Origin of the sequence: Delftia sp. WSY_12 (assembly GCF_043104645.1) — a bacterium.
Taxonomy (GTDB): Bacteria; Pseudomonadota; Gammaproteobacteria; order Burkholderiales; family Burkholderiaceae_C; genus Comamonas; species Comamonas tsuruhatensis.
The window spans coordinates 213,808-240,733 of sequence record NZ_JBICKW010000054.1; the positions used below are offsets into that span (position 1 = coordinate 213,808).

At 63.3% G+C, this 26,926-nt stretch carries 19 protein-coding genes; all 19 read left to right on the forward strand.

Going from position 1 to position 26,926, the window contains the following annotated elements; translation table 11 throughout:
* Positions 1–9: 9 nt before the first annotated feature.
* The 19 genes from ACF8LI_RS24240 (at position 10) to ACF8LI_RS24330 (ending at position 26,745) form a co-directional block, all read left to right on the forward strand.
* The gene (locus ACF8LI_RS24240) at positions 10–360 is read left to right on the forward strand and encodes an EamA family transporter (protein ID WP_017407606.1); all 351 of its coding nucleotides are present in this window, start codon (positions 10–12) and stop codon (positions 358–360) included.
* A 5-nt stretch (positions 361–365) separates the two neighbouring features.
* Complete coding sequence (locus tag ACF8LI_RS24245) at positions 366–1,343, forward strand: glycosyltransferase (protein WP_343740513.1); 978 nt, start codon at positions 366–368, stop codon at positions 1,341–1,343.
* 51 nt (positions 1,344–1,394) lie between these two features.
* Positions 1,395–3,269 carry a hypothetical protein gene (locus ACF8LI_RS24250; RefSeq protein WP_392414424.1) on the forward strand — a complete coding sequence of 625 codons (1,875 nt, stop codon included), beginning with the start codon at positions 1,395–1,397 and terminating at the stop codon, positions 3,267–3,269.
* 86 nt (positions 3,270–3,355) lie between these two features.
* Positions 3,356–4,153 (forward strand): HAD-IIB family hydrolase, encoded by a 798-nt coding sequence (locus ACF8LI_RS24255; RefSeq protein ID WP_392414425.1) that lies wholly within the window; start codon positions 3,356–3,358, stop codon positions 4,151–4,153.
* A gap of 623 nt (positions 4,154–4,776) precedes the next feature.
* Entirely contained in the window at positions 4,777–5,367 is a 591-nt protein-coding gene (locus tag ACF8LI_RS24260) for a fimbrial protein (RefSeq protein WP_016452762.1), read from the forward strand.
* A 113-nt stretch (positions 5,368–5,480) separates the two neighbouring features.
* Entirely contained in the window at positions 5,481–6,242 is a 762-nt protein-coding gene (locus ACF8LI_RS24265) for a molecular chaperone (protein ID WP_046238983.1), read from the forward strand.
* 274 nt (positions 6,243–6,516) lie between these two features.
* Positions 6,517–9,609, forward strand: coding sequence for a fimbria/pilus outer membrane usher protein (locus ACF8LI_RS24270; protein WP_392414426.1), 3,093 nt, complete (start codon positions 6,517–6,519; stop codon positions 9,607–9,609).
* A gap of 720 nt (positions 9,610–10,329) precedes the next feature.
* Positions 10,330–10,971 (forward strand): fimbrial protein, encoded by a 642-nt coding sequence (locus ACF8LI_RS24275; protein ID WP_392414427.1) that lies wholly within the window; start codon positions 10,330–10,332, stop codon positions 10,969–10,971.
* A 152-nt stretch (positions 10,972–11,123) separates the two neighbouring features.
* Positions 11,124–11,852 carry a molecular chaperone gene (locus ACF8LI_RS24280; protein WP_047472412.1) on the forward strand — a complete coding sequence of 243 codons (729 nt, stop codon included), beginning with the start codon at positions 11,124–11,126 and terminating at the stop codon, positions 11,850–11,852.
* Positions 11,853–12,113: 261 nt separating this feature from the next.
* Positions 12,114–14,864 (forward strand): fimbria/pilus outer membrane usher protein, encoded by a 2,751-nt coding sequence (locus tag ACF8LI_RS24285; RefSeq protein WP_392414442.1) that lies wholly within the window; start codon positions 12,114–12,116, stop codon positions 14,862–14,864.
* A gap of 115 nt (positions 14,865–14,979) precedes the next feature.
* A complete protein-coding gene (locus tag ACF8LI_RS24290) occupies positions 14,980–15,768 on the forward strand; it encodes a hypothetical protein (RefSeq protein ID WP_392414428.1) in 789 nt (262 codons plus the stop codon).
* A gap of 150 nt (positions 15,769–15,918) precedes the next feature.
* Positions 15,919–16,926, forward strand: coding sequence for a fimbrial protein (locus ACF8LI_RS24295; RefSeq protein ID WP_198820703.1), 1,008 nt, complete (start codon positions 15,919–15,921; stop codon positions 16,924–16,926).
* A 182-nt stretch (positions 16,927–17,108) separates the two neighbouring features.
* On the forward strand, positions 17,109–21,146 hold the full coding sequence (gene putA / locus ACF8LI_RS24300) for a trifunctional transcriptional regulator/proline dehydrogenase/L-glutamate gamma-semialdehyde dehydrogenase (RefSeq protein WP_392414429.1): 4,038 nt from the start codon (positions 17,109–17,111) through the stop codon (positions 21,144–21,146).
* A 79-nt stretch (positions 21,147–21,225) separates the two neighbouring features.
* The gene (gene putP / locus ACF8LI_RS24305) at positions 21,226–22,728 is read left to right on the forward strand and encodes a sodium/proline symporter PutP (protein ID WP_012207739.1); all 1,503 of its coding nucleotides are present in this window, start codon (positions 21,226–21,228) and stop codon (positions 22,726–22,728) included.
* Between the two features lie 152 nt (positions 22,729–22,880).
* A complete protein-coding gene (locus tag ACF8LI_RS24310; RefSeq protein WP_013800422.1) occupies positions 22,881–23,225 on the forward strand; it encodes a type II toxin-antitoxin system RelE/ParE family toxin in 345 nt (114 codons plus the stop codon).
* Positions 23,222–23,554: a helix-turn-helix domain-containing protein gene (locus ACF8LI_RS24315; protein WP_013800421.1), complete on the forward strand. Its 333-nt coding sequence runs from the start codon at positions 23,222–23,224 to the stop codon at positions 23,552–23,554. Before ACF8LI_RS24310 ends, ACF8LI_RS24315 begins: the two co-directional genes overlap by 4 nt.
* 232 nt (positions 23,555–23,786) lie before the next feature.
* The gene (locus ACF8LI_RS24320; RefSeq protein WP_046237939.1) at positions 23,787–24,773 is read left to right on the forward strand and encodes a TRAP transporter substrate-binding protein; all 987 of its coding nucleotides are present in this window, start codon (positions 23,787–23,789) and stop codon (positions 24,771–24,773) included.
* Positions 24,774–24,923: 150 nt separating this feature from the next.
* Positions 24,924–25,439, forward strand: coding sequence for a TRAP transporter small permease (locus ACF8LI_RS24325; RefSeq protein WP_013800419.1), 516 nt, complete (start codon positions 24,924–24,926; stop codon positions 25,437–25,439).
* Positions 25,440–25,458: 19 nt separating this feature from the next.
* Positions 25,459–26,745 carry a TRAP transporter large permease gene (locus tag ACF8LI_RS24330; RefSeq protein ID WP_016452769.1) on the forward strand — a complete coding sequence of 429 codons (1,287 nt, stop codon included), beginning with the start codon at positions 25,459–25,461 and terminating at the stop codon, positions 26,743–26,745.
* Positions 26,746–26,926: the final 181 nt, after the last annotated feature.

A 26,926-nucleotide genomic window follows, 5' to 3' on the forward strand; every position in this document is an offset into this window, starting at 1 on the left:
ATCCACTACATGACTCCGTTCCTCACCAGCATCACCATCCTGTGCGTCCTGGGCATATCGCTAGGACAGATGCTTTTCAAGAAAGCCGCGCAATCCATACCGGATGCCGCCACCTGGCAGCATTGGGTGTTCAACGGCTGGCTCATCACCGCACTCGCCCTCTACGGCATCACGACCCTGGTCTGGATCTGGGTGCTGCGCCATGCGCCGCTGCATCTGGCCTATCCCTTCATGGGACTGGCATTCGTGATCGTGCCGTGCCTGGGCTGGCTGTTCCTGGGTGAGCCCATCCGCATTCCCACGCTGATCGGCGGCGCCCTGATCCTCGCCGGCATTACCATCACCGCCCACGCATCCTGAGCTCCATGTCCACGACCATGCGCATTGCCGTCGCCATCCCCTGCTACAAGGTCACCCAGCACGTGCTCGGTGTCATCAATGCCATCGGTCCCGAGGTAGAGGCCATCTATGCCGTGGACGATGCCTGCCCCGCCGGCAGTGGACGCTTCATCGAGGAGAACAACACGGACACACGCGTGCGCGTGCTCTACAACCCCGAGAACCGGGGCGTGGGCGGCGCCATCGTCACGGCCTACAAGGCGGCGATTGCCGACGGCATGGACATCGTGGTCAAGATCGATGGCGATGGCCAGATGGACCCGTCGCTGCTGCCGCTGTTCGTGCGCCCCCTGCTGCGCCACCAGGCCGACTACACCAAGGGCAACCGCTTCTACCGGCCTGAATCGGTACAGGACATGCCACCGGTGCGTCTGTTCGGCAATGCAGTGCTGTCCTTCATGACCAAGCTCAGCTGCGGCTACTGGAACGTGATGGACCCCACCAATGGCTACACCGCCGTGCGCACCTGCGTGCTGGCCGAGCTTCCGCTGGACAAGCTGGAAAGCCGGTATTTCTTCGAGACCGACATGCTGTTCCGCCTGAACACCGTGCGCGCCGTCGTCAAGGACGTGCCCATGGATTCGGTCTATGCCGATGAGGAATCCAACCTCAAGATCGGCAAGGTGCTGCCCGAATTCCTGCGCAAGCACGCCTCGCGACTGTGGCGGCGCTATGTCTACAACTATCTGGTGCGCGACTTCAACGTGGGAACGCTGTACAGCCTGAGCGGCACGCTGCTCGTGCTGCTAGGCACCTTCTTTGGTCTCTGGCGCTGGGTCGTCAGCAGCAGTACCAGCCACCCGGCCACCAGCGGAACCGTCATGCTCGCGGCACTGCCCATCATCATCGGCATCCAGTGCCTGATCGCCTTTCTGCACTACGACGTGAGCAGCGTGCCCACCGAGCCGGTCAGCCTGTCCCTCGAAGACGAAGCCGTCGCCTGACCGCGCCGTCTTCGCGGCCTGCCACATCCAGTCCTGTCCACCAGCCCATCCATGCCCCACCTGCCTCGCACCTTCCACCTTCCATACGCATCCACGCTGATCGCCGCAGGCCTTGCCCTGGCATCCATGGCAGCCCATGCACAGACAGGTTCTGGTGCCACGCGCAGCCAGCCCCTGGTCATCGCGCCCACGGTGGAAGGCATGCTCCTGTGCGATGAAGCCGTTGCAGAGACCAGGATCAAGTCCATGGATGAGGCCTATTCCTTCTGCCAGCAGCGCAAGCTGGACGGCTCCGCTGCCGTCAACCGCCTGCTGGACACGCTGGAGCCAGGCGGCCCCAAGGGCAACGTGCAGATCGGCTACACCGCCACGCTGCAATTGCTGGGGCTGTACCAGCGCACGGCCAAGGGCTGGGAAATCGACGAAGCCAAGGTGGACAGCTTCCTGAACGTTATCCGCAAGGTGCAGCGTCCGGTCGTGCTGTATTTCTCGGCAGACCATTTCGACTCCGTCGGCCCCATTGCTGCCGAGCTGGCCAAGGACCCCGTCAACCTGATGCAGCTGCGCGACGGCAAGCCTCTGGAACTGGGCTATTTCGGCTACCGCATCCTGCCCTACACACTCTCCACAGAACCCTCGGTGCCCGTCAATCACTACCGCTTCAAGGCCCTCGAATACATGGCCAGGAAGATCCGGGAGCTGCCCCAGCCCGTACAGGACCGCATCATTGCCTACACCCTGCCCGGTGAACTGCACCACATGTTCCCGGACTTCGAGAACGGCATGGGCGCCTACAAGGACATCCGCGTCACCGACTACAGCCCAGGCTCGGTGGCAGGCTTTCGCCAATGGCTGCAGAGCAAATACAAAGGCATCGCGCAGTTCAAGGCGCAGACCGGGCTGGACTACGCGTCGTTCGACGTCATTCCTGCCCCATCCAAGGACATACGCAAGGAAAAGCTCAACGGCTTCGGTGAACACTATGACGCATTCGCCGACGGCACACTTCCCGTGGGCGGCTGGCTGTGGGACCCAAAGCAGGCAATCGAGCGCCTGGATCTTTATCTGGACGGCAAGCTGGTGGGGCCCATGGCCCGCGGCCTCAACCGGCTGGACGTCTACCGCGCCGTGGACAACATCACCAGTCCCAACACCGGGTTCCGCTACAACCTCGACTTCAGCAACCTGTCCGCCGGACAGCACATCGTGCAAGTGGTGGCCGAGTCCAAGGGACGCAAATACCAGTTGGCCAATGCCAACTTCGTTGTCGTTCCACGCAATCAGGGCAAGATGGTCAATCTGTACCCCAGACGGCTCGGGTGGATGCCCCCCACGTCCATGCTGGAGAAGCAGGGCGTGCGCTTCTGGCTAGACATGCCTGCCCAGTTGCAGGACGTCTACTACAACCCCCTGGCAAAGGATTGGAACCAGTACCGCGAATCCCAGGTGTATGCGCAGCTTGCGGTATTCCATGAACGAGCCATTGCAGTCGGCCTGCCTGCCGCCAAGCTCTTTTCCCACCAGATCATTCCCGATGTGAACCCCTCCTGGAATCCACAGCTGTTCGCCTCGACCCAGACGCTTGACGGCAAGGCACCCTGGCGGCAGGGCCTGAACATGTATGGCGGAGCCACCGACAGCGACTGGCTGCGCGGCTTCATGAAGCAGCACCAGATCGGCAGCGGCTATGGCGCACCTGAATTCAACCCCCAGCAATGGAAGCTGGAAGGAACACACCTGGCCGCGCTGAAGGCCCACTATGACGCAGGCGCCACCTTCATCAGCCCCTACTACTTCTCGGTGATCAACCAGCGCTTCAAGGGCGCAGCCGAACACGGCGTCAACCGCATGGAGCTGTCCCCAGACAACCCCAAGGACGGCTCCGACAAGTTCTACAAGGCCATCGTCGAGTTCGCCAGGCAGTAGGATGGAGCCCTTGCGCGCACGGTCCGTGCGCGCAAGGGCTGCCCTTCTACAAGCCGCCCCGGGCGGCTTTCTGCATTTTGACGACCGTGCCCACAACCCTCCAGCCGCTGTCCCTCTGGACACCTCCCGCATCGCCGCTCGGCATCCTCACCGACATCGACGACACCCTGACCACGGAAGGCGTGGTGCCGGCCCATGTCGTTGATGCCATTGCCCAGCTCAAGCAGTCCGGGCTGCGCGTGGTACCGATCACCGGCCGCCCCGTGGGCTGGAGCGAGCCGTTTGCCCAGGCCTGGCCTGTGGATGCCATCGTGGCCGAGAACGGCGCCGTGGCCCTGCGGCGCAATGCGCAGGGCGGGCTGGACACGCTCTACCAGCAGGACGAGGCCACACGCACTGCCAACTACGCGCGCATGCAGCAGGTGCTGGCCGAGATCGAGGCCACCGTGCCCGGCGCGCTGCGCGCCACCGACTCGGCGGGCCGCGAATGCGACATTGCTGTGGACCACAGCGAATTCACGCAGATGCCCCAGCAGGACATTGACCGGTGCGTGGCCATCATGAAGGCGGCGGGCATGAACGCTACCGTCAGCTCCATCCACATCAACGGCTGGTTTGGCGCGCACAACAAGCTCGAAGGCGCGCGATGGATCCTGCGCACCCTGTTCGACATCGACCTAGACGCCACGCTGGACCGCTGGATCTACATCGGCGACTCCACCAACGACCAGCTGATGTTCGAGCACATGCCCCACAGCCTGGGCGTGGCCAACATCGCGCGCTTCGTGCCCCAGCTCAAGCACCTGCCTCGCCATGTCACGCAGGCCGAGCGCGGCGACGGCTTTGCCGAAATGGCGCAGTATTTGCTGTCCCAGCGCCCCTGATCCACAGGGCCGAGGGCCAGTGCTGCCCTTGCAGGCCTTCGCCCTCGACCACCCCTCCTGATCTGCGGGACCCGCGCCCCCTCCGCAGACACCATCACCCTCAGCACAGGCAACCGCCCGGCGCAGGCGGGCTGCGCACCCTCTTTCCCCCATTCGACAGAGCAAATCTAGGACTATTCCTAGATTCAGGCTCAAATAATCAGAATGCGCCCTATTTCATATAACGGCGGCGCACACCTAGAATCCATCACATACCCAAAGAACAGGTTTTTTCGCCTTTTTCTTTGACATATTCTCTCCTGAACCCCGTCCGCGCCATTGGGCACTGGTGTCTTTGAGCAATTCAATTTCAAACATGCCAGAGAAACAAACCTCGCCCATCCCTCGCCAACGCTCCCTCATCCGAACAATTTCTCCATGTCAGCGCCACCACCTATTCCAGCATGATCGCAACCCCTGCAAATCATTGACCATGCTGACAGTTACCAACCATTGGATTGATGAGGTGAACATGGAACACTGATGATTTATTAACCGCTCAACCATTCACACAATCTCTTATTCCATCAGCGCATTCATCGCTGCTGGAATTTCATTTATCTCTTCAACTCGAGGGAATACCCATGAAAAAGATCGCATTGCTGACATCGGTCGCCAGCCTGGTCATGATGGCCATGAACACCGCTCAAGCAGCAGACGGCACCATCAACTTCACGGGCGAGGTGGTCACCACCACCTGCAAGGTGGACACCACGGTCGCCGGCGCAGCCAAGGACGGCGTGAAGCTGCCCAACGTGGCGAACAACCAGCTGGCCACCGTGGGCGCCACGGTCGGCCGCCAGGCGTTCTCGCTGGAACTCAGTGGCTGCGAGCTGGCCTCCAGCGCCACCGCCACGACGCCTGTCTCCAAAGTCGCCGTGTTCTTCGAGGCCGGCCCCAACGTGGATCTGGTCACCGGCATGCTCAAGCCTGCAGCTGCCAGCGGTACTGGTGCGCCCACCGTGGCCTCCGGTGTCCAGATCGCCATCGTGGATCCCAGCAACAACGAGCGTCTGAAGATCGGTTCCGCCCAATCACGCTTTGTGGACATCGACAACAAGGTCGGTGGCACGGGCCGGGCCGTCATGCGTTTCGCCTCCGAATACGTGGCCACCGGCCCCGTGACGGCCGGCCGCACCGACACCTCGGTGACCTACTCGCTGGTCTATCAGTAATCACTGACTTTCAGGCATATCGGCCGCCTTGCGGTGGTCGATATGCCGTGTCTTCTGCTTTCGTGACATGGGCCCGGCCCCATTCTTTCGCTCAAAACCCAGAGAGTTCTCCGATGCTGACGATCAAACGTTCATATGGGCTTGCTGCCATCCTGTTGTCCCTTCTTCTTGGAACGGCGGCACAGGCCAGCGTGACATTGACGGGCACGCGCATCATATTCCCCAGTGGCGAGAAGGAAGCCACCATCCAGCTCACCAACGAAGGCAGCAAACCTGCCCTGGTGCAGACCTGGCTGGACAAGGGCAACAACCAGGAATCGCCTGAGAACATCGACGTTCCCTTCGTCATCACGCCCACCATCATGCGCATCGAGGCGGGCAAGAGCCAGACGTTGCGCATCATCTATTCGGGCGAAGCACTGCCTGCCGACAAGGAATCCCTGTTCTGGCTCAACGTGCTGGACGTCCCGCCCAAGGCGGAAATGGAAGGCGACTCCAACAACCTCCAGTTCGCCTTTCGCACCCGTGTCAAGCTCATGTACCGACCCAGCAACCTGCCCGGCAATGCCCAGGAAGCTCCTACCCAGCTTCAATGGTCGGTAGACGTTGACGCCAAAAACCAGCCTGTATTGAAAGCACGCAATCCCAGCGCCTTTGTGGTCAATGTGGCTGGCGTTGAAGTGCAACTCGGCGGCAAATCCTTCGAGGCAGGCGTCGGGCCCGTTCTTCCCGGCCAGGTGGCCACCTTTCCAATCAAGGAACCTGCGGGTGTCAATATGGCTGGCGCGGCAGGTGCCACGGTGATGTTCAGCAGCATCAATGATTGGGGCGCCAGTCTCAACCACGAAGCCAGAATCGGAAATTCCGCCCAATAAACAGGGCAATGCGAGCACAGCCACGCGAATCCCCCGTCCTTTCCGGCCTGATTATCTAATGCCACTGCATTTTCAGCCCGGCCAGCACACCGATACCCAGCGTTAATACCCGGCGAAACGGCATCGGTCTCTTTACCGGGACTGGCACATCGGCCTTGGCCGTTCGCTTTGCATCGGGCGCACAGCATTAGGAGATAAGCAAATGATCAGGCCAGTCTTTCCAGATTCAGAAAAGGGAATCAAAAGCCGGCATACAAGGCAAGGAAAAGGAACAATGCCGGGGCCAGGCCAAGGCCCTGCCGGATATTTCCAACTGAAGCCCGGCCATGCGCTGCTGCTCTCCGTGCTGGTGTGCTGGCAGTCCGAGGCCCAGCAGGGGCAGCAGGTCAAGGAAGTCACGACCTCCACGTCCACCGGCCAGTGGCAGCCCACGCCGGCTGCCGTCGACTTCGACCCCAGCTTTCTGAACACCGGCAAGCAGACCATTGACGTCTCGCGCTACTCGCGCGCCAACGTGGTCACGCCCGGCAACTACAGCCCCGACATCTACATCAACGGCAACTGGGTTGGCCGCCGCGAAGTGCAGTTCAAGGCCCAGTCCGGCTCACAGGACGCGCTGCCCTGCCTGGACAAGGCCCTGCTGGAGAAGGTGGGCATCGACCTCTCACGCCTGCCGCCCGAGGCCGCCTTGAAGCTGGCGGCCGACGGTGGCTGCAACCGTCTGGACCAGATCGTTGCGGGCGCCTTGACCAGTTTCGACTTCGGCAAGCAGCGACTGGACCTGAGCGTGCCCCAGGCCTCGCTACGCCGTTCGGTGCGCGGCTATGTCAGTCCCGACCAATGGAGCGTCGGCGTGCCTGTAGGCCTGCTCGGCTACCAGTTCAACACCTACCACGGGCGCTCCAGCAACGCAGAAAACACCACGCAGAGCTACCTGGGCCTGAACGGCGGCGTCAACATCGACCGCTGGCATTTCCGGCACAACGGCTCCTTCAGCTGGGCGGACACTGGACGGGGCAACTACCAGAACATCTCCACCTACGCACAGCGCGACATTGCCGACTGGTCTTCCCAGCTCATACTGGGCGACACCTACACGGGTGGCGACCTGATGGACTCCACCTCGTTTCGCGGCATACGCTTGAACAGTGATGACCGCATGCTGCCCGACTCCCAGCGCGGCTACGCGCCCGTGGTGCGCGGCGTGGCCAACACCAATGCCCGAGTCACCATCACGCAGAACGGCATCAAGCTCTACGAAACCACGGTGGCGCCCGGCGCCTTCGTCATCAACGACCTCTATCCCACGGGCTACGGTGGCGACCTGCAAGTCAGCATCACCGAGGCCAATGGCGCCGTGCGCAGCTTCTCCGTTCCCTACGCGGCCGTGCCGCTGTCGCTGCGTGAAGGGCAGAACCGATACAGCCTCACTGCGGGCGTGGTACGCCACCTGCCCAACACCTCGCCCATGTTCTCCCAGGCCACGTGGCAGCACGGCTTCACCAATATGCTGACAGGCTACGGCGGCGTGTCCCTGGCCAAGGGCCATATCTCGCCCATGATTGGCGCAGCGCTCACCACGCCCTGGGGCGCCTTCGGTGCAGACATCACGCACGCCTCCACCAGCATCCCCCACGACGGTTCCTTTTCCGGGCAGAGCCTGCGGGCCAGCTACGCAAAGTCCTTTGCGCAGACCGGCACCCACGTGGCCATTGCCGCCTATCGCTACTCCACCAACGGATTCTTCGGCCTCAACGACGCCATGCGCGCACGGGATCAGGCCAATCTGCTACGGCCCTCCACGGACCTGTACCGGCCTCGCAACCGCGCCTCCCTGGTCATGGGACAGCAGTTCGGGCCTGGGGGAGGCAACCTCAGCCTCACGGCGTCCACTGCCAAGTACTGGAACCGACAGGGCTCCAACGTCGACTACGCCATTGGCTACAGCAACTCGTTCCGCAACATCTCCTACAACCTCTCTGCGGCGCGCCAGCGTGATGCCTGGGGACAGTCCAACACGTTCCTGCACGTGGGCCTGTCGATTCCGCTCAGCATGGAGCGCGGCATGATGCTCTCCACCAATACCAACCGCGACTCGCGCGGCCGCGTGCAGGCCCAGGCCAACCTGTCCGGTCTGCTGGGCGACGACAACGCCATCTCCTACGGCCTCAGCGCCAACCACAACACCGGTGGCATGAATGGCAGCAGCACCAGTGCCAGCGCCAACGCCACCTACCGCGCATCGCAGACCGAACTCAGCGGCAGCGTCAGCGCCAGCAGCGGCTACCAGCAGTTCTCGGTAGGCGCGCGTGGCGCCATCGTGGCCCACCCGGGCGGGGTGACGCTGTCGCAATCGGTGTCTGACACCTTTGCCATCGTGGAGGCCAAGAACGCGGAAGGCGCGCGCATCAACAACGCGCCCGGAGTGAAGGTGGACAGCCGGGGCTATGCCGTCGTGCCCTACCTCACACCGTTCTCGATGAACGAGGTCTCCATCGATCCCAAGGGCCTGTCGACGGACGTGGAACTCAAGGAAACCAGCCAGCACGTCGCGCCGCTGGCCGGTGCCGTGCCGCTGCTGGTCTTCAAGACGGCCTACGGCCGCTCGGCCGTGATCCGCGCGCGGCAGGCCGGCAACATGCCTGTGCCCTTTGGCGCCAGCGTGCTGGACATGGACGGCAAGGAGTTGGGCGTGATCGGCCAGGCCGGCAAGCTGCTGGCGCGCGGGCTATCAGACCAGGGCGAGCTGCAGGTGCAGTGGAAGACCGACACCGGCATGGTGGGCTGCAACCTCTCCTATACCCTGCCTGAAAGAAAGCGCAGCACCACCCACCAGCCGCCGCAAAGCCTGGAACTGCCCTGCGTGGCCAGCAACAAGCTGCTGCCTGCGGCCACCGACGTAGCATCGGCCAAGCCGGGCAAGACCGCGGCAACCTCAACCGCAACCACCAATGCCAAGACAGCCGTGGCAGGCGCCCCGGCCTCCAACGCTGCGTCGGCTGTGGCTCTGGCCGGCATCACCCAGGAACGCATGGCAGCAACGGCACCGGCCACGGCAGTCGCCAGCGCGCCGGCAGTCACTGCGGCTGCAGTGCTGCCCGCTCGTGCCACACAGCCGAGCGACAGCCAGCAGGCACTGAAGCTGGAGCGCAACCTGGACGGCCTGCGCATGAGCGTCAAGATCAGCGCCTTGCCCACCACGGTGCCAGTCACCAGCAACGCGGGCAGAACTCCCGTGGCGGCAGGGCACGACGCAGGCACCGGCAAGCACAAGCCGCCGCAGCAAACCCTGCGGGCTGACCGTCCGCTGGCCATCCTGCAGCCCAGCTTGAAGATCAGGGTCCTGGCATCGGCCGATCAGACATAAGCACCGGAAAGCAGCCCAAATGGGCCGCTGCAAATGCAGGGCCACGTTGATTGCCTGCACCAGCAGGCTTCCATTTCCGACTCCCGCGCCGACTGCAGATACGTTGGTACGGGTAGCCATCGGCATGCAGCTATTTGCCGTCACTGCCCAAACGCTGTTCATCAAGACCCGCAAGATTGACTGCGGGCCTTGTGCCGCAGGGCGGCACAGCCGAGACCTTGCTCTTCTCGCAAAGACCATCGTCCGCTTGTCTGCCGGCATAAGCTGCATCGCAGATCCCCCCAATCCATAGGCGACAGCCTTCCCACAAGGCTTTGCCCCGCCATTTCTGGACCCGCGCACGCACAGTTCGGATCACCAATTCGTAAGCAATTGAAGACAAGATAGGACTATTCCTAGGGAATCCCGATAACTCCGCTCAAAAAATCAGGAAATTCCTAGAGAGAAAATCGCGAAATTCAGAATTATCCAATTTCATTTCAGCGAGCATGTGTTGACAATAAGCCAATCAGACAAATTGCCAAGAATCAGAATCTGATTCTTCGAAATTTTGTCATCAACGAGAACAATCCACCGTCAATTCATATTCCAAAAAATCCTCTTCAGCCACACCCAATTGACGCATAAAAAAATATATTACCTGCAACTTTCAGCAGCAGCAGCAACTCTATAGCCATCGATATCTGGAATCATTCAAAAATATCCAATATCAAATCAAAAATGGAGGTGCGTCAAAGAAAAAATTTCAAACAAGATCATTACTTCAATCCACCATATTCATCAAACTCAATTTCATCAGGCATAAATATGAAATTTTCTGCATTGAAATTTTCGGTTGCGGGCTTGTCCTTGCTTGCACTGAGTTCTGTCCATGCGCAATCCACTCAGAGTGGAATCGTCAGATTCACAGGAAATATTTCTCCTGTCACTTGCATCGTCAATCTGGGAAGTCGAGACCAGAAGATCGATTTCGGTATCGTACCTCCCAATGACCGCGGTTTCACGTCTGGCGGTGGCGCCGTGGGCAACGTTGCTCTTCCCGCCCATCAGAGAACGATCACCATCAGGCTGGATGGCTGCTCAACCCCAGGAGCGAACAATCAGCCCACCACTGCCACGGTCCGTTTTGATGGCCCCATCAGGAACGGCCGCATCAATACGAGCAATGCCACGGCCGACATCCAGTTACTGGAGAACAACTCGACAACGGCCATCTGGGATCTGAGCGGCCCGTCCGCGCCTGTCAACCTGCAATCAGGAACCAATACGCTCAACTACATCGCCAGGTACTACGTGGCTGCCGTGCCCCTTGCCTCAGGAGAGGCGAATGCTGAAGCGACTTTCACCATGAACTATCAATAGGCAGTCCACCGCCTCAGAGAAGCGCCGGCCACCTTCTGGTGGCTGGCGCATTCACCTCCAATGCCTGTGGCATTTCTCTCATATACAGAAATTCAGGATCTCCTATGCCGGTGAAAAATCGCCGATCCAGTCTGCTGTCACATTGTTTCGCCATGGCTGCATTGCTTATTTGCGTCCTCCCGGCCAATGCCAGCATAGTCCTCTATGGAACACGGGTCATATTTTCAGGCGACGAGACGGAAGCCACCCTCAAGATTTCCAATGAAGGAAAATTGCCATCGCTGGTGCAGTCATGGCTGGACACGGGCGATGGAGATATGGCGCCCGAGGGCATAGATGTGCCCTTTGTGATCGCGCCGTCGCTCACCCGCCTGGAAGCCTCGGACCAGCAGATGCTGCGCATCATCCATTCCGGCCAGCCCCTACTCCAGGACAGAGAGTCATTGTTCTGGATCAACGTGCTGGACGTGCCGCCCAAGACCGAGAACGCGAAAGGCTCCCAGGGCAGCCTCGCACTGGCCTTTCGCACGCGCATCAAGCTGATCTATCGCCCCAAGGGCCTGCCGGGCGAGCCCAGGGATGCGCCTGAACAGTTGCAGTGGTCCGCAAGCACCACCCAAGACGGACAGGCCGTACTTCATGCCCGCAATCCGACCGCGTATGTCGCCAATCTGGGTCATATCGCCATAGAGGCAGCTGGCCAGAGTTTCAAGATGAATGTAGGACATGTGCTGCCAGGAGAAACGGCAAAGTTTGCATTCCAGAAGCCCGCCGAAAACGAACAACTACCCAAGGAGCTTCCCGCGGACGCAGTCGTGGTCTACACCAGCCTCAACGACTGGGGTGGTGCCGAGGGCCACAGGGTCGAACTTGGGCGCTGACGGTAGCCGAAGCCCTGACGCAGCACCGAAAGCCTCCATGCCTGTCACGCGTGACTGGCCGAGGTAGGCAGCACGGCGCAGCAGGTGCACAAAAAGGCATGTCCATCGAGAGGGATTGCTATGAAGAAAAAAGCCGACAGGGTACGGAAGCCAGGCTGTTTCCCGTTCAAGGCCAAACCACTACATGCCTTGCTGCTGGCAGTACTGGCCTGTTGGCAAATGGATATGCGCGCCTCGCAAACAGAGCACACCGCCGGCAGGATGCCGCCCGCACGCGCACAGCACATCGAATTCAACAGCAGCTTTCTGCGAGGAGGCGACGGGATTGATGTCTTGCGTTTTGCAGAGGGTAATTCTGTGGAACCGGGTCTCTACAACCCGGACCTTCTGGTCAACGGCAACTGGATGACCCGCACCGAGATGCGGTTCACTCAACGCAGTCGGGGTACCAGTGCCCAGCCCTGCTTCAACATGTCCCTGCTGGAGCAAATGGACATTGACATGGCGAGCCTGCCGGCGAACGAGGATGTTGTGGATGGAGACCCGGCGTGCCTGCGCATTGAAAAGGTCGTCCCCGGCGCTTCCGCAAGCTTCAACGTAGGTTTGCAACGACTGGATGTGAGCATTCCCCAGATCCTGATGCGGCGCGTGCCAAGCGGCTACGTGAGTCCGGAGCAGTGGAACGCGGGCGTGACGACCGGCATGCTCGGCTATGACTTCAACACCTACCATGCGCGCGGCGGGCCAGCGGGCAGCAGCACCCAGGGCTACCTGGGCCTGAACAGCGGCTTCAACTATGCGCGCTGGCATTTCCGGCACAGTGGCTCGTTCAGTTGGAGCGATCAGGGACCGAGCCGGTATCAGAGCATCTCGGCCTATGCGCAGCGCGACATCGCCGACTGGTCATCGCAACTGATCCTGGGCGACACCTACACCGACGGGGAGATCATGGACTCGGTCTCCTTCCGCGGCCTGCGGCTGCGCACGGACGACCGCATGCTGCCCGAGTCGCAGCGCGGCTTCGCGCCCGTGGTGCGCGGCGTGGCCAATTCCAACGCTCGGGTGGTCATCCGCCAGAACGGCATCAAGCTGCAAGAGACCACGGTGGCACCGGGCGCCTTCGTGATCAATGACCTGTACCCCACCGGCTATGGCGGCGACCTGCAGGTGGATATCGAGGAGGCCGACGGCTCCGTGCGTTCCTTCTCGGTGCCCTATGCGGCCGTTCCTCGTTCGCTGCGCGAGGGCCAGCACCGCTACAGCCTCACAGCAGGCGCGGTGCGCGGCCTGCGTGAGAGCGCTCCGCTCTTCTCGCAGGCAGGCTGGCAGTACGGCCTCTCGAACATGCTCACGGCCTATGGCGGCGCCACGGTCGCCAAGGGCTATTTCTCGCCCACGCTGGGCGCCGTGTTCAATACACCATGGGGTGCCTTTGGCCTGGACCTCACACACGCCAACACCCGCATCCCCCATGACCGCAGCTACTCAGGACAAAGCCTGAGAGTCACCTACGCCAAGACCTTCCCGGAGTCCGGCACGGGCATCACCCTGGCTGCCTACCGCTATTCCACCAACGGGTTCTTCGGCATCAACGAGGCCATGCGGGCGCGCGACCTGACCCGGCCCGCTGCCAGCGGCGCACCGCCCCTGCTGTCGCGCCCGCGCACGCGCGCCGCAATGACACTGAGCCAGCGCCTGGGCGAGCAAGGCGGCAACCTGAGCATTTCCGCCTCCATGGACAACTACTGGAACCGCGCGGGCCGCCGCGTGGACTACACGCTCAACTACAGCAGCTCGTGGCTGGGCGTTCCCTACAACTTGTCGGCCTCGCGCCAGCGCGATGCCTGGGGCCGCCCCAGCACGCAGCTGTACGCAGGGGTGACAATTCCGCTGGGGGCGGGAAAGCCCAGAGTCATGAGCCGTTTCACACATGACTCGCGCGGCGGCAACCAGTTGCAGGCCAGCACCTACGGGCAGGCCGGCAGCGATCTCTCCTATGGCCTGAATGCCGAATACGGCAGCAGCGGCAACCAGGGATCGCGCCTCAATGCAGGCGCCAATGCCCTCTACCGCCGCCCGTACACGCTGTTCAGCGGCAGCGTGAGCGCGGGCCGGGCCGGCCAGCAACTGTCACTGGGCGCGCGCGGCGCCTTGGTCGCCCACCCCGGAGGGGTCACGCTGTCGCAGCCCCTGGGCGAGACCTTCGCCATCGTGCAGGCCCCGCATGCCGAGGGCGCGCGCCTCACCAATGCGCCCGGTGTACGCATCGATGCACGGGGCTATGCCGTGGTGCCCTACATGACACCCTATGCCATGAACGAGGTGTCGCTGGACCCCAAGGGCATGTCCATGGATGTGGAACTGCAGGAAACCAACCGGCGCGTCGCACCGGTGGCCGGTGCCGCCGCCATGGTGGTGTTCAGGACGGCCTACAGTCGCTCGGCCGTGCTGCGCCTGACACAGGCGGACACGTCGCCCGTGCCTTTCGGCGCCGTCGTCTCGGACGAGAGCGGCAAGGACCTGGGCATGGTCGGCCAAGCCGGCAAGCTCATGCTGCGCGGCCTGTCGGACCAGGGGCAGCTGCACGCCCAGTGGAAGGCCGGAGATGGCACGGCCCATTGCAGCATGGCCTATTCGCTGCCGGCGCGGGAGCGCTCCCCCGGCTCCCGTGTGCCAGCCAGCATGGACCTGCACTGCGTGCCGTCCCATCTTGCCGCAGCGCCGTCCCATCAGGCCGCGCTGACACACAGAGCCGAGACCTCGCGCCCCATCGCCGCCCGCCAGTCCAGCCTGCCCTTCCAGGCCGAGAAGCATCTTGGCGATTTGCGGCTGAGCCTGCGCATCAGTGTCTTGCGCACCACGGCCGATGCGAAGCAGTACACGGGCCAGGCGCAGCCGCCCTTGGCGCCGGACGGCCAGGCAGACAACAGCCCTGGCCTGCGGATCGATCGCAGCCTGGTGGGTGAATTGCGGGACTCGCCGACGCAAGCCCAGGCCTCGGTCGGCGTCTGAACCGACGCGGTACATGGCTGTGCCCACCCCCTTTCCGGCACGCGGTCCGCCGGTCACCTGCCCTGCGATATTGAAATCCAAGAACCGCCTTTTCATTCAGCAACGGAGCATTTTCATGACCATTACCCGTGCCATCGCATTGTCCTCAGTACTCTTCATTTTTTCCATAGGTCAGGCACACGCGCAAGCTTTTTGCTCTAACGATGGAGTCGGCAATTCCATCAACGATGGCAAAAATCACTATGTCCTCCTGCCCAGTAGAACGCTGGAGGTCCCACTGCCGTTTGATATTGAATCTCGTGCAATCGGCAGTGTAGTGGGCCGCGTCGCCTTTCTCCCTTATATCATCAACAAGAAATATACTGGAATGAAAGGGGGTGCAATGTTCTGTGCAAAATACCAAACCTCTGGCTGGTATGGCGTGGGCACCTTTCACCAGAAGCACCGGGCTTATGAGAGCTCCATTCCCGGCATAGGACTGCGCATAGATTTCAGAAAAATGCCTGTTCCGACCGACCCAAGCAATGCAATACAGAGCTACTTTCCCATCCAGGAACTGTCCGATGCTCCCATCTTTATCTATCTGGTGAAGATTGGCCCGATCAAACAGGCAGGGCCCCTCAAAGGGGTTTTCCTTCAATACAAGGTCGACGACGTGGTCATCGCCCAATACCAGTTTGACCGTGAGGCCGCCGCTCCGACCGGTCCGTTCTGCACCGCGAGCCTCAGCGCAGAGAACCCGGCCACGGCCGCCGTCGCCCATTCTTCCGGTCGCCCCGCTGCTGAGGGCAGGCTGCCGAAAATGATCGCCAAAGCTCCATCCTGCCTTGCTGATGAACTGCCAGGCATCAAGCCGGTCATGGGAAGTTCCAGTGTCGCCCAGCTTTCGTTCAACCGCCACTGATCCCAAACCTGCCTTTGCGAGGGCCCTGGAGCAGGCGCTGCACTCCTCAGAGATGCCATGCGCCTGCACATGCCAGGGCTAACGGCACACGGCACAAGACGCCACGTTGTTCTTTCGAAGTGGCGCCTTGATTCCAGATGGAGAACCAGAATGAATATATACAAGCTTTTCGCATTTTCCATGGGAATCATTTTTTCCACCATTTCCGCATCCCATGCAGCAATCTGCATGCCGGCTGACTCCAATCCGACCACTGATGGAAAGAACCATTACATTGCATCTTACCCCGTGAATCAGGTCCTGAGTTTACCCATCAACATAAACTCCGAACCAAACGGCAAAGTGTTTGCAACAATTCCGATTAAACCAGTAGTCAACAACAAGACTCATTCATCAATAATTGCGCAAGTGGTTTGCTCCGGCGCTAGCAGACCTTCATTTTCAGGAATCGGAGCACCTGATGTCAGAATCTACCCCAGCAATGTCTCCGGAATAGGATTGCGAATATCGATGAAGGGGATTGGAACAATTCCCAACGAACTGCCCATACTAACAAATTCGTATCCCATTCCCGAGGGAGAAAATTTCATCATTACAATAGAATTCATAAAAACAGGACCCATCAGTACTATTTTTGGAGATATCCAACTGGCAGGACCATACATGGAAATGAAAATTGCCGGAGCACTCGCCGCGCAATACGTTTTCTCCGGTGTCACCCTGGTCCCCATCAATCCCACCTGCACGCTGGTGTCGGACAGCATCAGCGTACCGCTGGGCACGCATCCCGACACACGCTTCACGGGTTTGGGTGCGACCACGGACAAGGTGCCCTTCTCCATCCAGCTGAGCTGCTCCGGCGGCGACCCGAACACCCAGATCAAGCCGTTCGTGACGCTGTCGGGCACGACGGACACGCAAGTCCCCTCAGTGCTGGCGCTGACCGGCTCGCAGGTCAGCGGCGTTGGCGTGGAGGTGCTGAGAAATGGCGCGATCCAGGGCTTTGGCGCAGCCAACGGCTGGCAGGCGGGCACGATTTCGCAGGGCACGGCAAATTTCCAGATCGACCTGGAGGCGCGCTACCGGCAAATCAGGAATACCGTGAGCGGCGGTGGCAGTGCAAATGCCTTGGCGACCTTCACCATCGACTACCAGTAGGCCGGTCGCAGCACGGCCGTAACACGGCGGTATCGGCTTGGGCCACGAGACAAAAGGGTTAACCCCAGTCCAAAAACGTCGCAACCTCTGCGACATTTCAACCAAGCAAGGTTGCACCATGTTTTCTTCATGGTGCATGTCCATTCGCATTTCCCACCTTTTCCATTCCTCACTGGCACACCATGTCCACCACCGTAGGCATCAAGGTTGATGACGCTCTGCGCGAGCGCATCCGCATCGCCGCCCAGCAGATAGGGCGCACACCGCACTGGCTGATCAAGCAGGCGGTTGTACAGTACGTCGATGCCCTGGAGCGCGGCGCGACCACCATCCGGCTCTCCAGCGCGGGCGACAGCCAGGGCGATGTGGCGTTGGAAGAAGCGCAACCCAGCAGCCCGCAAGAGGTGCAACCTTTTCTGGAATTCGCCCAATCCATCCTGCCGCAGACGCCGTTGCGCGCTGCCATCACGGCCGCCTGGCACCGGCCCGAGCCCGAGTGCCTGCCGGTGCTGCTGCCGCTGGCACGCGCCCAGGATGCCCAACAGGCCGACAAGGTGCGCGAGCTGGCGACCCGGCTGGTGCAGGGCCTGCGCGATGCGCCGGCCGGCAGCGGCGTGGCGGCGCTGGTGCAGGAGTTCTCGCTGTCCAGCCAGGAAGGCGTGGCGCTGATGTGCCTGGCCGAGGCGCTGCTGCGCATTCCCGACCGTGCCACGCGCGATGCGCTGATACGCGACAAGATCAGCAAGGGCGACTGGCGCGCCCATGTAGGCCGCTCGCCCTCGCTGTTCGTCAACGCGGCGGCCTGGGGCCTGGTGCTGACGGGCAAGCTCACGTCCACGAGCAGCGAGAAGAACCTGTCGTCGGCGCTGACGCGCGTGATCGGCAAGGGCGGCGAGCCGCTGATCCGCCAGGGCGTGCACCGCGCCATGAAGCTGATGGGCGAGCAGTTCGTGACGGGCCAGGACATTGCCGAGGCGCTGGCCAACAGCCGCGCCTATGAAAAACAGGGCTTTCGCTACAGCTACGACATGCTGGGCGAGGCGGCCGCCACCGATTCCGACGCACAGCGCTACCTGCAGGCCTACGAGCAGGCCATCCACGCGATTGGCGCGGCCTCCAACGGACGCGGCATCTTCGAGGGGCCGGGCATCTCCATCAAGCTGTCGGCCCTGCACCCGCGCTACAGCCGCGCGCAGTACGAGCGCGTGATGGCCGAGCTGCTGCCGCGCGTGCTGCAGCTGGCCGAGCTGGCCAAGCAGTACGACATCGGCATGAACATCGACGCCGAAGAGGCCGACCGGCTGGAGCTGTCGCTGGACCTGCTGGAAGCCTTGTGTGCCGCGCCCTCGCTCAAGGGCTGGAACGGCATAGGCTTTGTGGTCCAGGCCTACCAGAAGCGCTGCCCGCAGGTGCTGGACTACCTGGTGGACCTGGCCCGCCGCAGCCGCCGCCGCCTGATGGTGCGCCTGGTCAAGGGCGCCTACTGGGACAGCGAGATCAAGCGCGCCCAGGAAGGCGGCCAGGCCGGCTACCCGGTCTATACGCGCAAGGTCTATACCGATGTGAGCTACCTGGCCTGCGCGCGCAAGCTGCTGGATGCGCCCGATGCCATCTACCCCCAGTTCGCCACGCACAACGCACAGACCCTGGCCAGCATCTACCACCTGGCCCAGGCCGTGGGCGGCAGCTACTACAGCGGCCAGTACGAGTTCCAGTGCCTGCACGGCATGGGCGAGCCGCTGTACGCACAGGTGACGGGCCCGGCCTCCGAAGGCAAGCTGGCCCGCCCCTGCCGCATCTATGCGCCCGTGGGCAGCCATGAGACGCTGCTGGCCTATCTGGTGCGCCGCCTGCTGGAGAACGGTGCCAATACCTCGTTCGTGAACCGCATCGGCGATGCCTCCGTGCCGGTCTCCGACCTGGTGGCCGACCCGGTGGACGAGGTGATGAAGATCGCACGCAACGAAGGCCGGCTGGGCGCCCCCCACCCGCGCATTGCGCTGCCGGCCGATCTGTTCGCGCAGCAGGGAGACAAGGCAGGGCAGGCCCGCGCCAATTCCCAGGGCCTGAACCTGGCGCACGAGCAGCAACTGGCATCGCTGGCCGCCGCGCTGCTGCACAGCACGCGCCAGACCTATCTGGCCGCCCCCGCAGATGCCGACCTGCCGGCCGACCCGGCGCGTACCGAAGGCTGGCAGCCCATGCGCAACCCGGCCGAGCTGTCCGACATCGTGGGCTGGGTGCGCGAGGCCACGGCGGCCGAGGCCGAAGCCGCCGCCGCGCGCGCCGCGCAGGCCGCGCCCATCTGGGCCGGCACACCGCCCGCCGCCCGTGCCGACGCGCTGGCCCGCGCCGCCGACCTGCTGGAGCAACGCAGCCAGCCGCTGATGGGCCTGATCATGCGGGAGGCGGGCAAGACCCTTTCCAACGCCGTGGCCGAGGTCCGCGAGGCCGTGGACTTCCTGCGCTACTACGGCGCCCAGGCGGCCGCGCATTTCGACAACGCCGCGCAGCGCCCGCTGGGCGTGGTGCTGGCCATCAGTCCCTGGAATTTCCCGCTGGCCATCTTCTGCGGACAGGTGGCTGCGGCCCTGGCCGCCGGCAACACGGTGCTGGCCAAGCCTGCCGAGCAGACACCGCTGACGGCCGCCGCCATGGTGGCCCTGCTGCACGAGGCTGGCGTGCCGCGCGACGCGCTGCAGCTGGTGCCGGGCACGGGCGAGACCGTGGGCGCAGCCCTGGTGGCCCATGCCCAGGTGGCGGGCGTGATGTTCACGGGTTCCACCGAGGTGGCGCGCCTGATTGCACGCCAGCTGTCCCGCCGCCTGTCGCCTGCGGGCCGCACCATTCCGCTGATTGCCGAGACCGGCGGCCAGAACGCCATGGTGGTGGACTCCTCGGCCCTGGCCGAGCAGGTGGTGGCCGATGTTCTGGCCTCGGCCTTCGATTCGGCCGGCCAGCGCTGCTCTGCCCTGCGCCTGCTGTGCCTGCAGGACGAGGTGGCCGACCGCACGCTGACCATGCTGCGCGATGCGCTGCAGGAGTGGAACCTGGGCAACCCCGACCGCCTGAGCACCGATGTGGGCCCCGTGATCGACGACGCGGCGCGCCGCCAGATCGAGCAGCACATAGAGCAGATGGCCGCGGCGGGCCAGAAGGTCACCCGCGTGGAACGCAAGGACGGCGTGCTCAATGGCCACTACGTGGCCCCGGCCCTCATCGAGATCGACAGCACTACGCGCCTGCAGCGCGAGGTCTTCGGCCCCGTGCTGCATGTGATCCGCTTCAAGCGCGAGCAGCTGGACGCGCTGGTCGATGGCATCAACGCCACCGGCTACGGCCTGACCTTCGGCGTGCACAGCCGCATCGACGAGACCATTGCCCACCTCACCCAGCGCGTGCATGCGGGCAACATCTATGTGAACCGCAATGTGATCGGCGCCATGGTGGGCGTGCAGCCCTTTGGCGGCATGGGCCTGTCGGGCACGGGCCCCAAGGCCGGCGGCCCGCTGTACCTGCACCGGCTGGCGCAGGGGCCAGCGAGCGCGGCGCTGTCCGTCTTTGCGCGGGCCGAATCGTCCGCCCAGGCACCGCTGCAATTGCTGGGCCTGCTGCGCGAGACGCTGTCCAAGGCACCGCCCCAGGACATGTCCGCCGATGAGCAGGTGCAGGCCCTGGCCGCCTGCGACGAGGCCCTGGCCGCCTCGCGCCTGGACGCCGCCATGCTGCTGCCCGGCCCCACGGGCGAATCCAACCGCTACCGCCTGCTGCCGCGCGGCCCCGTCTGGGCATTGCCGCGCACGCCGCTGGGCCTGGTGGCCCAGGTGGCAGCAGCCCTGGCCAGCGGCAACGCCTGCCATGCCGTGCTGCCCGACAACGGAACAGGCGCCGACAGCGGCTGCGCCGCCACCTGGCAGGCGCTGCGCGCCGCTGCGGGCGATGCCGGTGTGCCATGGCTGCACAGCGCCAGCGCCGACTCCCTGGCCGATTCGGCATCGCCCATGGCGGCCTTGCTGTTCGAGGGCGACGGCGACGCCCTGCTGCAGGTCTGCGCCCAGGTCGCCGCGCGCGACGGTGCCCTGGTGCGCGTGGAAAGCCGCAACAGCGACGAGCTGCATGCGGGCCGCGGCTATGACCTGGCTGCGCTGTTCCACGAGCAATCCATAAGCACCAATACCGCCGCCGCAGGCGGAAACGCCCAACTCATGACCATGGCTTGAACCGCCGGGGCCGGCACAACCGGCCCCTGGCAAGCGCCCCGCACCACCCGAAAAAACACGACCAACGCAGGACACTTCAATGCAATTCAACTGGAACGACCCGACGGCGATCATGTTCGCCATCTACCTGGTCGCCATGCTCGGCATCGGCGCCATCGGCTACTTCAGCACCAAGAATCTTTCCGACTACATCCTGGGCGGCCGCAGCCTGGGCAGCTTCGTGACGGCGCTGTCGGCCGGCGCCTCGGACATGAGCGGCTGGCTGCTGATGGGCCTGCCCGGCGCCATCTACCTGTCCGGCCTGTCGGAAGCCTGGATCGCCATCGGCCTGATCCTGGGCGCCTACCTGAACTGGCGCCTGGTGGCGGCGCGGCTGCGCCTGTACACCGAGCGCGCCGGCAATGCGCTGACGCTGCCCGACTACCTGGCCAACCGCTTCGAGGACCACTCCAACGTGCTGCGCATCGTGACGGCCGTGGTGATTCTGGTGTTCTTCACGCTGTACTGCGCCTCGGGCGTGGTGGCGGGCGCGCGCCTGTTCGAGAACATGTTCGGCATGCCCTACAGCACGGCCCTGTGGGTGGGCGCGCTGTGCACCATCGCCTATGTGTTCATCGGCGGCTTCCTGGCCGTGAGCTGGACGGACACCATCCAGGCCTCGATGATGATCACGGCGCTGATCCTGGCGCCCGTGATCGCCTGGCTGGCCGTGCAGGGCCATCTGCAGCCGGGCCAGGACCTGCACGCCATCGTGGCGGCAGAGAAATTCGACCTGTTCCGTGGCGCCAGCTTCGTGGGCGTGGTCTCGCTGCTGGCCTGGGGCCTGGGCTACTTCGGCCAGCCGCACATCCTGGTGCGCTTCATGGCGGCCTCGTCGGTGCAGACCATTCCCTCGGCCCGCCGCATCAGCATGACCTGGATGATCCTGTGCCTGGCCGGCGCCGTGGCCGTGGGCTTCATCGGCATCCCCTACTTCGCGGCCAACCCCGGTGGCGCCGCTGCCGTGAACGCCAATGCCGAGACGGTGTTCATGGAGATCACCAAGCAGCTGTTCAACCCCTGGATCTCGGGCGCGCTGCTGGCGGCCATCCTGGCGGCCGTGATGAGCACGCTGTCGTGCCAGCTGCTGGTGTGCTCCAGCGCGCTGACCGAAGACATCTACCGCACCTTCCTGCGCAAGAATGCCAGCCAGATCGAACTGGTCTGGATCGGCCGCGCCATGGTGCTGCTGGTGGCCTTGATCGCCATCGCCATCGCCAGCAACCCCGACTCCAAGGTGCTGGGCATGGTCAGCTACGCCTGGGCCGGCTTCGGCGCCGCCTTCGGCCCGGTGATCATCCTGTCGCTGTTCTGGAGCCGCATGACGCGCGGCGGCGCGCTGGCAGGCATCATCACCGGCGCCGTGACGGTGCTGGTGTGGAAGCAGTTCGGCTGGCTGGGCCTGTACGAGATCATCCCCGGCTTCATCCTGGCCTGGCTGGCCACGGTAGTCGTCAGCCGCATGGGCCCTGCGCCTTCGCAAAGCATCCTGAAGGCGCATGCGGCGGTGGAGAGCGAGTTCGAGCGGATCGGGGCACGCTGAGCCGTGCGCACGAAGACGGCACCCCTGCCATGACGCAAAACGCCCGATGCCTGCGCCTCGGGCGTTTTTGCTTTGATGCACGCACTCGAAAGGCCATACAGCCGCTTTACGCCTTCGGCATGCCTGTATAAAATTTTATACAAGGATCTTCCATGGAGCAGGACAAAGACATCCGCTGGGTCGGATCCTCATACGACGATCTGCGGGACTTTCCCGCAGGCCCCAGGCGAGATGCGGGCTTTCAGTTGAGCAAGGTTCAGGCAGGCCAGGAACCGGAGGACTGGAAACCCTTCGACGACGTGGGCGCCGGGACACGGGAGATCCGCGTGAGGGACGCCAGCGGAGCGTTCCGGGTGATGTATGTGGCCAAGTTCGAGGAAGCGGTCTATGTATTGCACTGCTTCCAGAAGAAATCACAGGTGACAAGCCGGCACGACAAGGACATCGCATCGGCGCGCTACCGTGCCGTGGTCCACATGAGAAAGGCCAACAAATGAAGATCGATACAGAAATCCGCCATGTGACCAAGGCGAAGGCAAACCTCTTTCTGGAGCTGGGCTTTCCTGAAGACGAGGCATTGAAGCTGCAAGCTGCATCGCGCCAGCAGATCAACGACACCCATCTTCTCAAGGAGCAGTTGATGGCGGAGCTGGCGCAATGGATTGCACAGCATCACCTGAAGCAGTCAGACGCGGCGGAGATCCTGATGGTGTCCCGCCCGCGCATCTCGGATGTAGTGAACAGAAAGACTGCAAAGTTCACCATTGATGCCCTGGTTGAAATGTTGAGCCGCGTGGGAAAGCCGGTGCGTCTGTCCATTGGTTGATATGCCGGTCGCTGCCCACGACATCGCCAAATCAGATGTACCTCAACGCACATGACGAGCGCTTTGTACGTGGTCGCCACAAGGGGAGTGGTCACTACAATCCATGGGCTCTTTTTTTCATCGCCGGGCCGCCCCAGGATGAAAAAAGGCTCCCTGCGGGGTAGCCACTGACCTTGCCTGCAAGGGGAGCGTGGGGGCCATTTTTCAACACACAACAAGTGAGACTGCCGCTATGCAAATGATCCGCCGCACCCTTCTTTCGACCTGCGTGGCCGCCATGGCGGCTGCCTCGGCTGGCGCCGTCCTGGCCCAGACCAAAGAGGTCAAGGTGGGCTACGCCCTGGCCGTGAATTCGCACTACGGCGCGGCCGCCCAGGCCTGGTCCGATGCGGTGGAAAAGGGCACGAACGGCGCCTACAAGTTCAAGCAGTTCCCCGCCTCCGCCCTGGGCGGCGAGCGCGAGCTGATTGAGGGCCTGCAGCTGGGCACGGTGGAGGCGGCCATCGTCTCCACGGGCGCCATCAGCAACTTCGTGCCCGATGTGGGCGTGGTGGACATTCCCTTCCTGTTCCGCGACACGCAGCATGCGCGCGCCGTGCTGGACGGCGCCTTCGGCCAGGAGCTGCTGGCCAAGTTCAGCAAGCGCGGCCTGGTCGCGCTGGCCTGGGGTGAGCAGGGCTTTCGCCACCTGTCCAACAACAAGCACGCCGTCAACGGCGTGGCCGATCTCAAGGGCCTGAAGATCCGCGTGACCGAGAACCCCGTGCACATCACGGCCTTCCGCACGCTGGGCGCATCGCCCACGCCCATGTCCTGGCCCGAAGTGATCGGTGCGCTGCAGCAGGGCACGATCGACGGCCAGGAGAACCCGATCTCGGTGCTGGCCTCGGCCAAGCTGTGGCAGGTGCAAAAGCACCTGACGCTGACGGCCCACGTGTACGCGCCCATGGCCCTGCTGGTGTCGCCCTCGTTCTGGGGCACGCTGAACGACAGCCAGAAGGCGGCCTTCACGCAGGGCGCCAAGTCGGGCGCCATCGCTTCGCGCGTGTTCGTGGACACGGTGGAGAAGAAGGGCGTGGAAGAGGCCAAGAGCCACGGCATGCAGGTGGTGGAGAAGGTGGACCAGGCCGCCTTCCGCACGGCGCTGGAGCCGGCCTACAAGGAATACGCAAAGAAGTTCGGCCAGAAGACGCTGGACACCATCGCCAACGCCAAGTAACCCCCTGACGCATTGCGGGCTGCGGCCCGCAATGCAGGGCGACCCGCTGCGGGCAACACCTGTGGCCCCGCACGGCGCCCGCGCCGATGATCTGACCTCCGGCGGCAGCCCGGCCCTTGCGCCACTCCCCTCCTGCCCTCGCCCACTCCTATGCTCAACCGAATCGAACGCGCCCTTGTGGCCTGCAACCGCTGGCTGCTGATCGTGCTGCTGCTGGCCATGGCCTGCATCGTGTTTGCCAATGTGGTGCTGCGCTACACCACGGGCGACTCCATTGTCTGGGCCGAGGAAGTGGCCCGGCACATGATGATCTGGGTCACCTTCCTGGGCGCGGGCCTGGTGCTGCGCTTCGGCGGCCATGTGGCCATCGACAACCTGCACCGCTCGGTGGGCACGCGCAAGGCGCAGTGGCTTCGCCGCCTCGTGGTGCTGGGCGTGGGCCTGTTCTGCGCGGTGATGGCGGTGGCCTCGTCGCAGTACGTCTGGGCCACGCGCTTCCAGACCACGGCGGCCACGGACATTCCCATCTCCTTCGTCTACGCGGCCATGCCCGTGGGCTTCGTGCTGATGCTGGTGCATCTGCTGTTCATTGCGCGCGGGTATATCGCAGACGGCTCGTTCGCGGAGTCGGATGAGATGGATGCCGACGCAGCCGCATCGATCTGATCCACCAGGCAGACACATCATGGGTATCACGCTTTTCATCGCCATCATCGTCCTGCTCACGCTGGGCTTTCCGGTGGCCTTCGCGCTGGCGATCTCCGCCGCACTGGCCGTCTTCGTGGGCGGCCGCTATCCGCAGCTCATCGTGTTCAAGGAGATGTTCACGGGCATAGACAGCTTTCCGCTGATGGCCGTGCCCTTCTTCATCCTGGCGGCCGAGCTGATGTCGGGCGGCGCGCTCACGCATGTGCTGCTGCGCTTTGCCGCACAGTTCGTGGGCCATCTGCGCGGCGGCCTGGGCTATGCCAATGTGCTGTCGCTGACGCTGTTCTCGGGCATTTCGGGCTCGGCTCTGGCCGATGCGGCCGGTCCCGGCTCGATGATGGTCAAGATGATGGACAAGGCCGGCTATGCACGCTCCTACGCGGCGGCGCTGACGGCCAGCACGGCCATCGTGGGGCCCATCATTCCGCCGTCGGTGAGCATGATCATCTACGCGCTGCAGGATGAGAACGTGTCGGTGGGCGGGCTGTTCATGGCCGGCTTCATCCCCGGCATCCTGATCGCGCTGGCCATGGCCGCCGTGAACTGGTGGGTCTGCAAGAAGCGCGACTACCGCTCCACCGAGCCGCGCCCCGACGGCCGCACGATGTGGATCAACAGCTTCAAGGCGATTCCCGCGCTGATGCTGATCGTGCTCATCGTGGTGGGCATCCGCTTCGGCATCTTCACGCCCACCGAGGCGTCGGTGGTGGCCGTGTTCTACGCCCTGGTCTGCGGCAAGTGGGTGTACCGCACGCTGCAGTGGTCGGCGCTGCCGGGCATTGCGGCGCGCTCGGCCATGCTGACGGCCTCGGTGCTGCTGGTGATGGCGACTTCGGCCGCCTTTGCCTGGGTGCTGACGGTGGAGGGCATTCCGCAGTACCTGTCCGAGCTGATCGTGAGCTGGCAGCTGTCGCCCACCCTGTTCCTGATCGCGGTGAACATCCTGCTGCTGGTGTTCGGCATCTTCATGGAGCCGCTGCCCGGCGTGATGATCCTGGTGCCCATCCTGGCGCCCATTGCGTTCAGCCTGGGCATCGATCCCACGCACTTCGCCATGGTGGTGATCGTGAACCTGACGCTGGGCATGATCACGCCGCCCGTGGGCGGGCTGCTGTTCGTGACCTCGGTGGCCACGCGCGTGTCCATCACCGATCTCACGCGCGAGATGCCGCTGTTCCTGCTGGCCCACTTCGTGGTGCTGTGCCTGCTGACCTTCATCCCCGCGCTGTCCACCTGGTTGCCGCATACGCTGGGCTTCCAGTGACGACAAGGGCCTCCGAGTGAGGCCTTTTTTTTGCCGCCTGGCCGCCCCAAGGCATAAAGCGCCCCCCTGGTGGGCAGCGGACCTTGCGCAGCAAGGGTAGCGTGGGGGCCTTATTTTGCCGCCGGGCCGCCCCAAGGCAAAAAGCGGCCCCCTTGGGGGGCAGCGGACCTTGCGCAGCAAG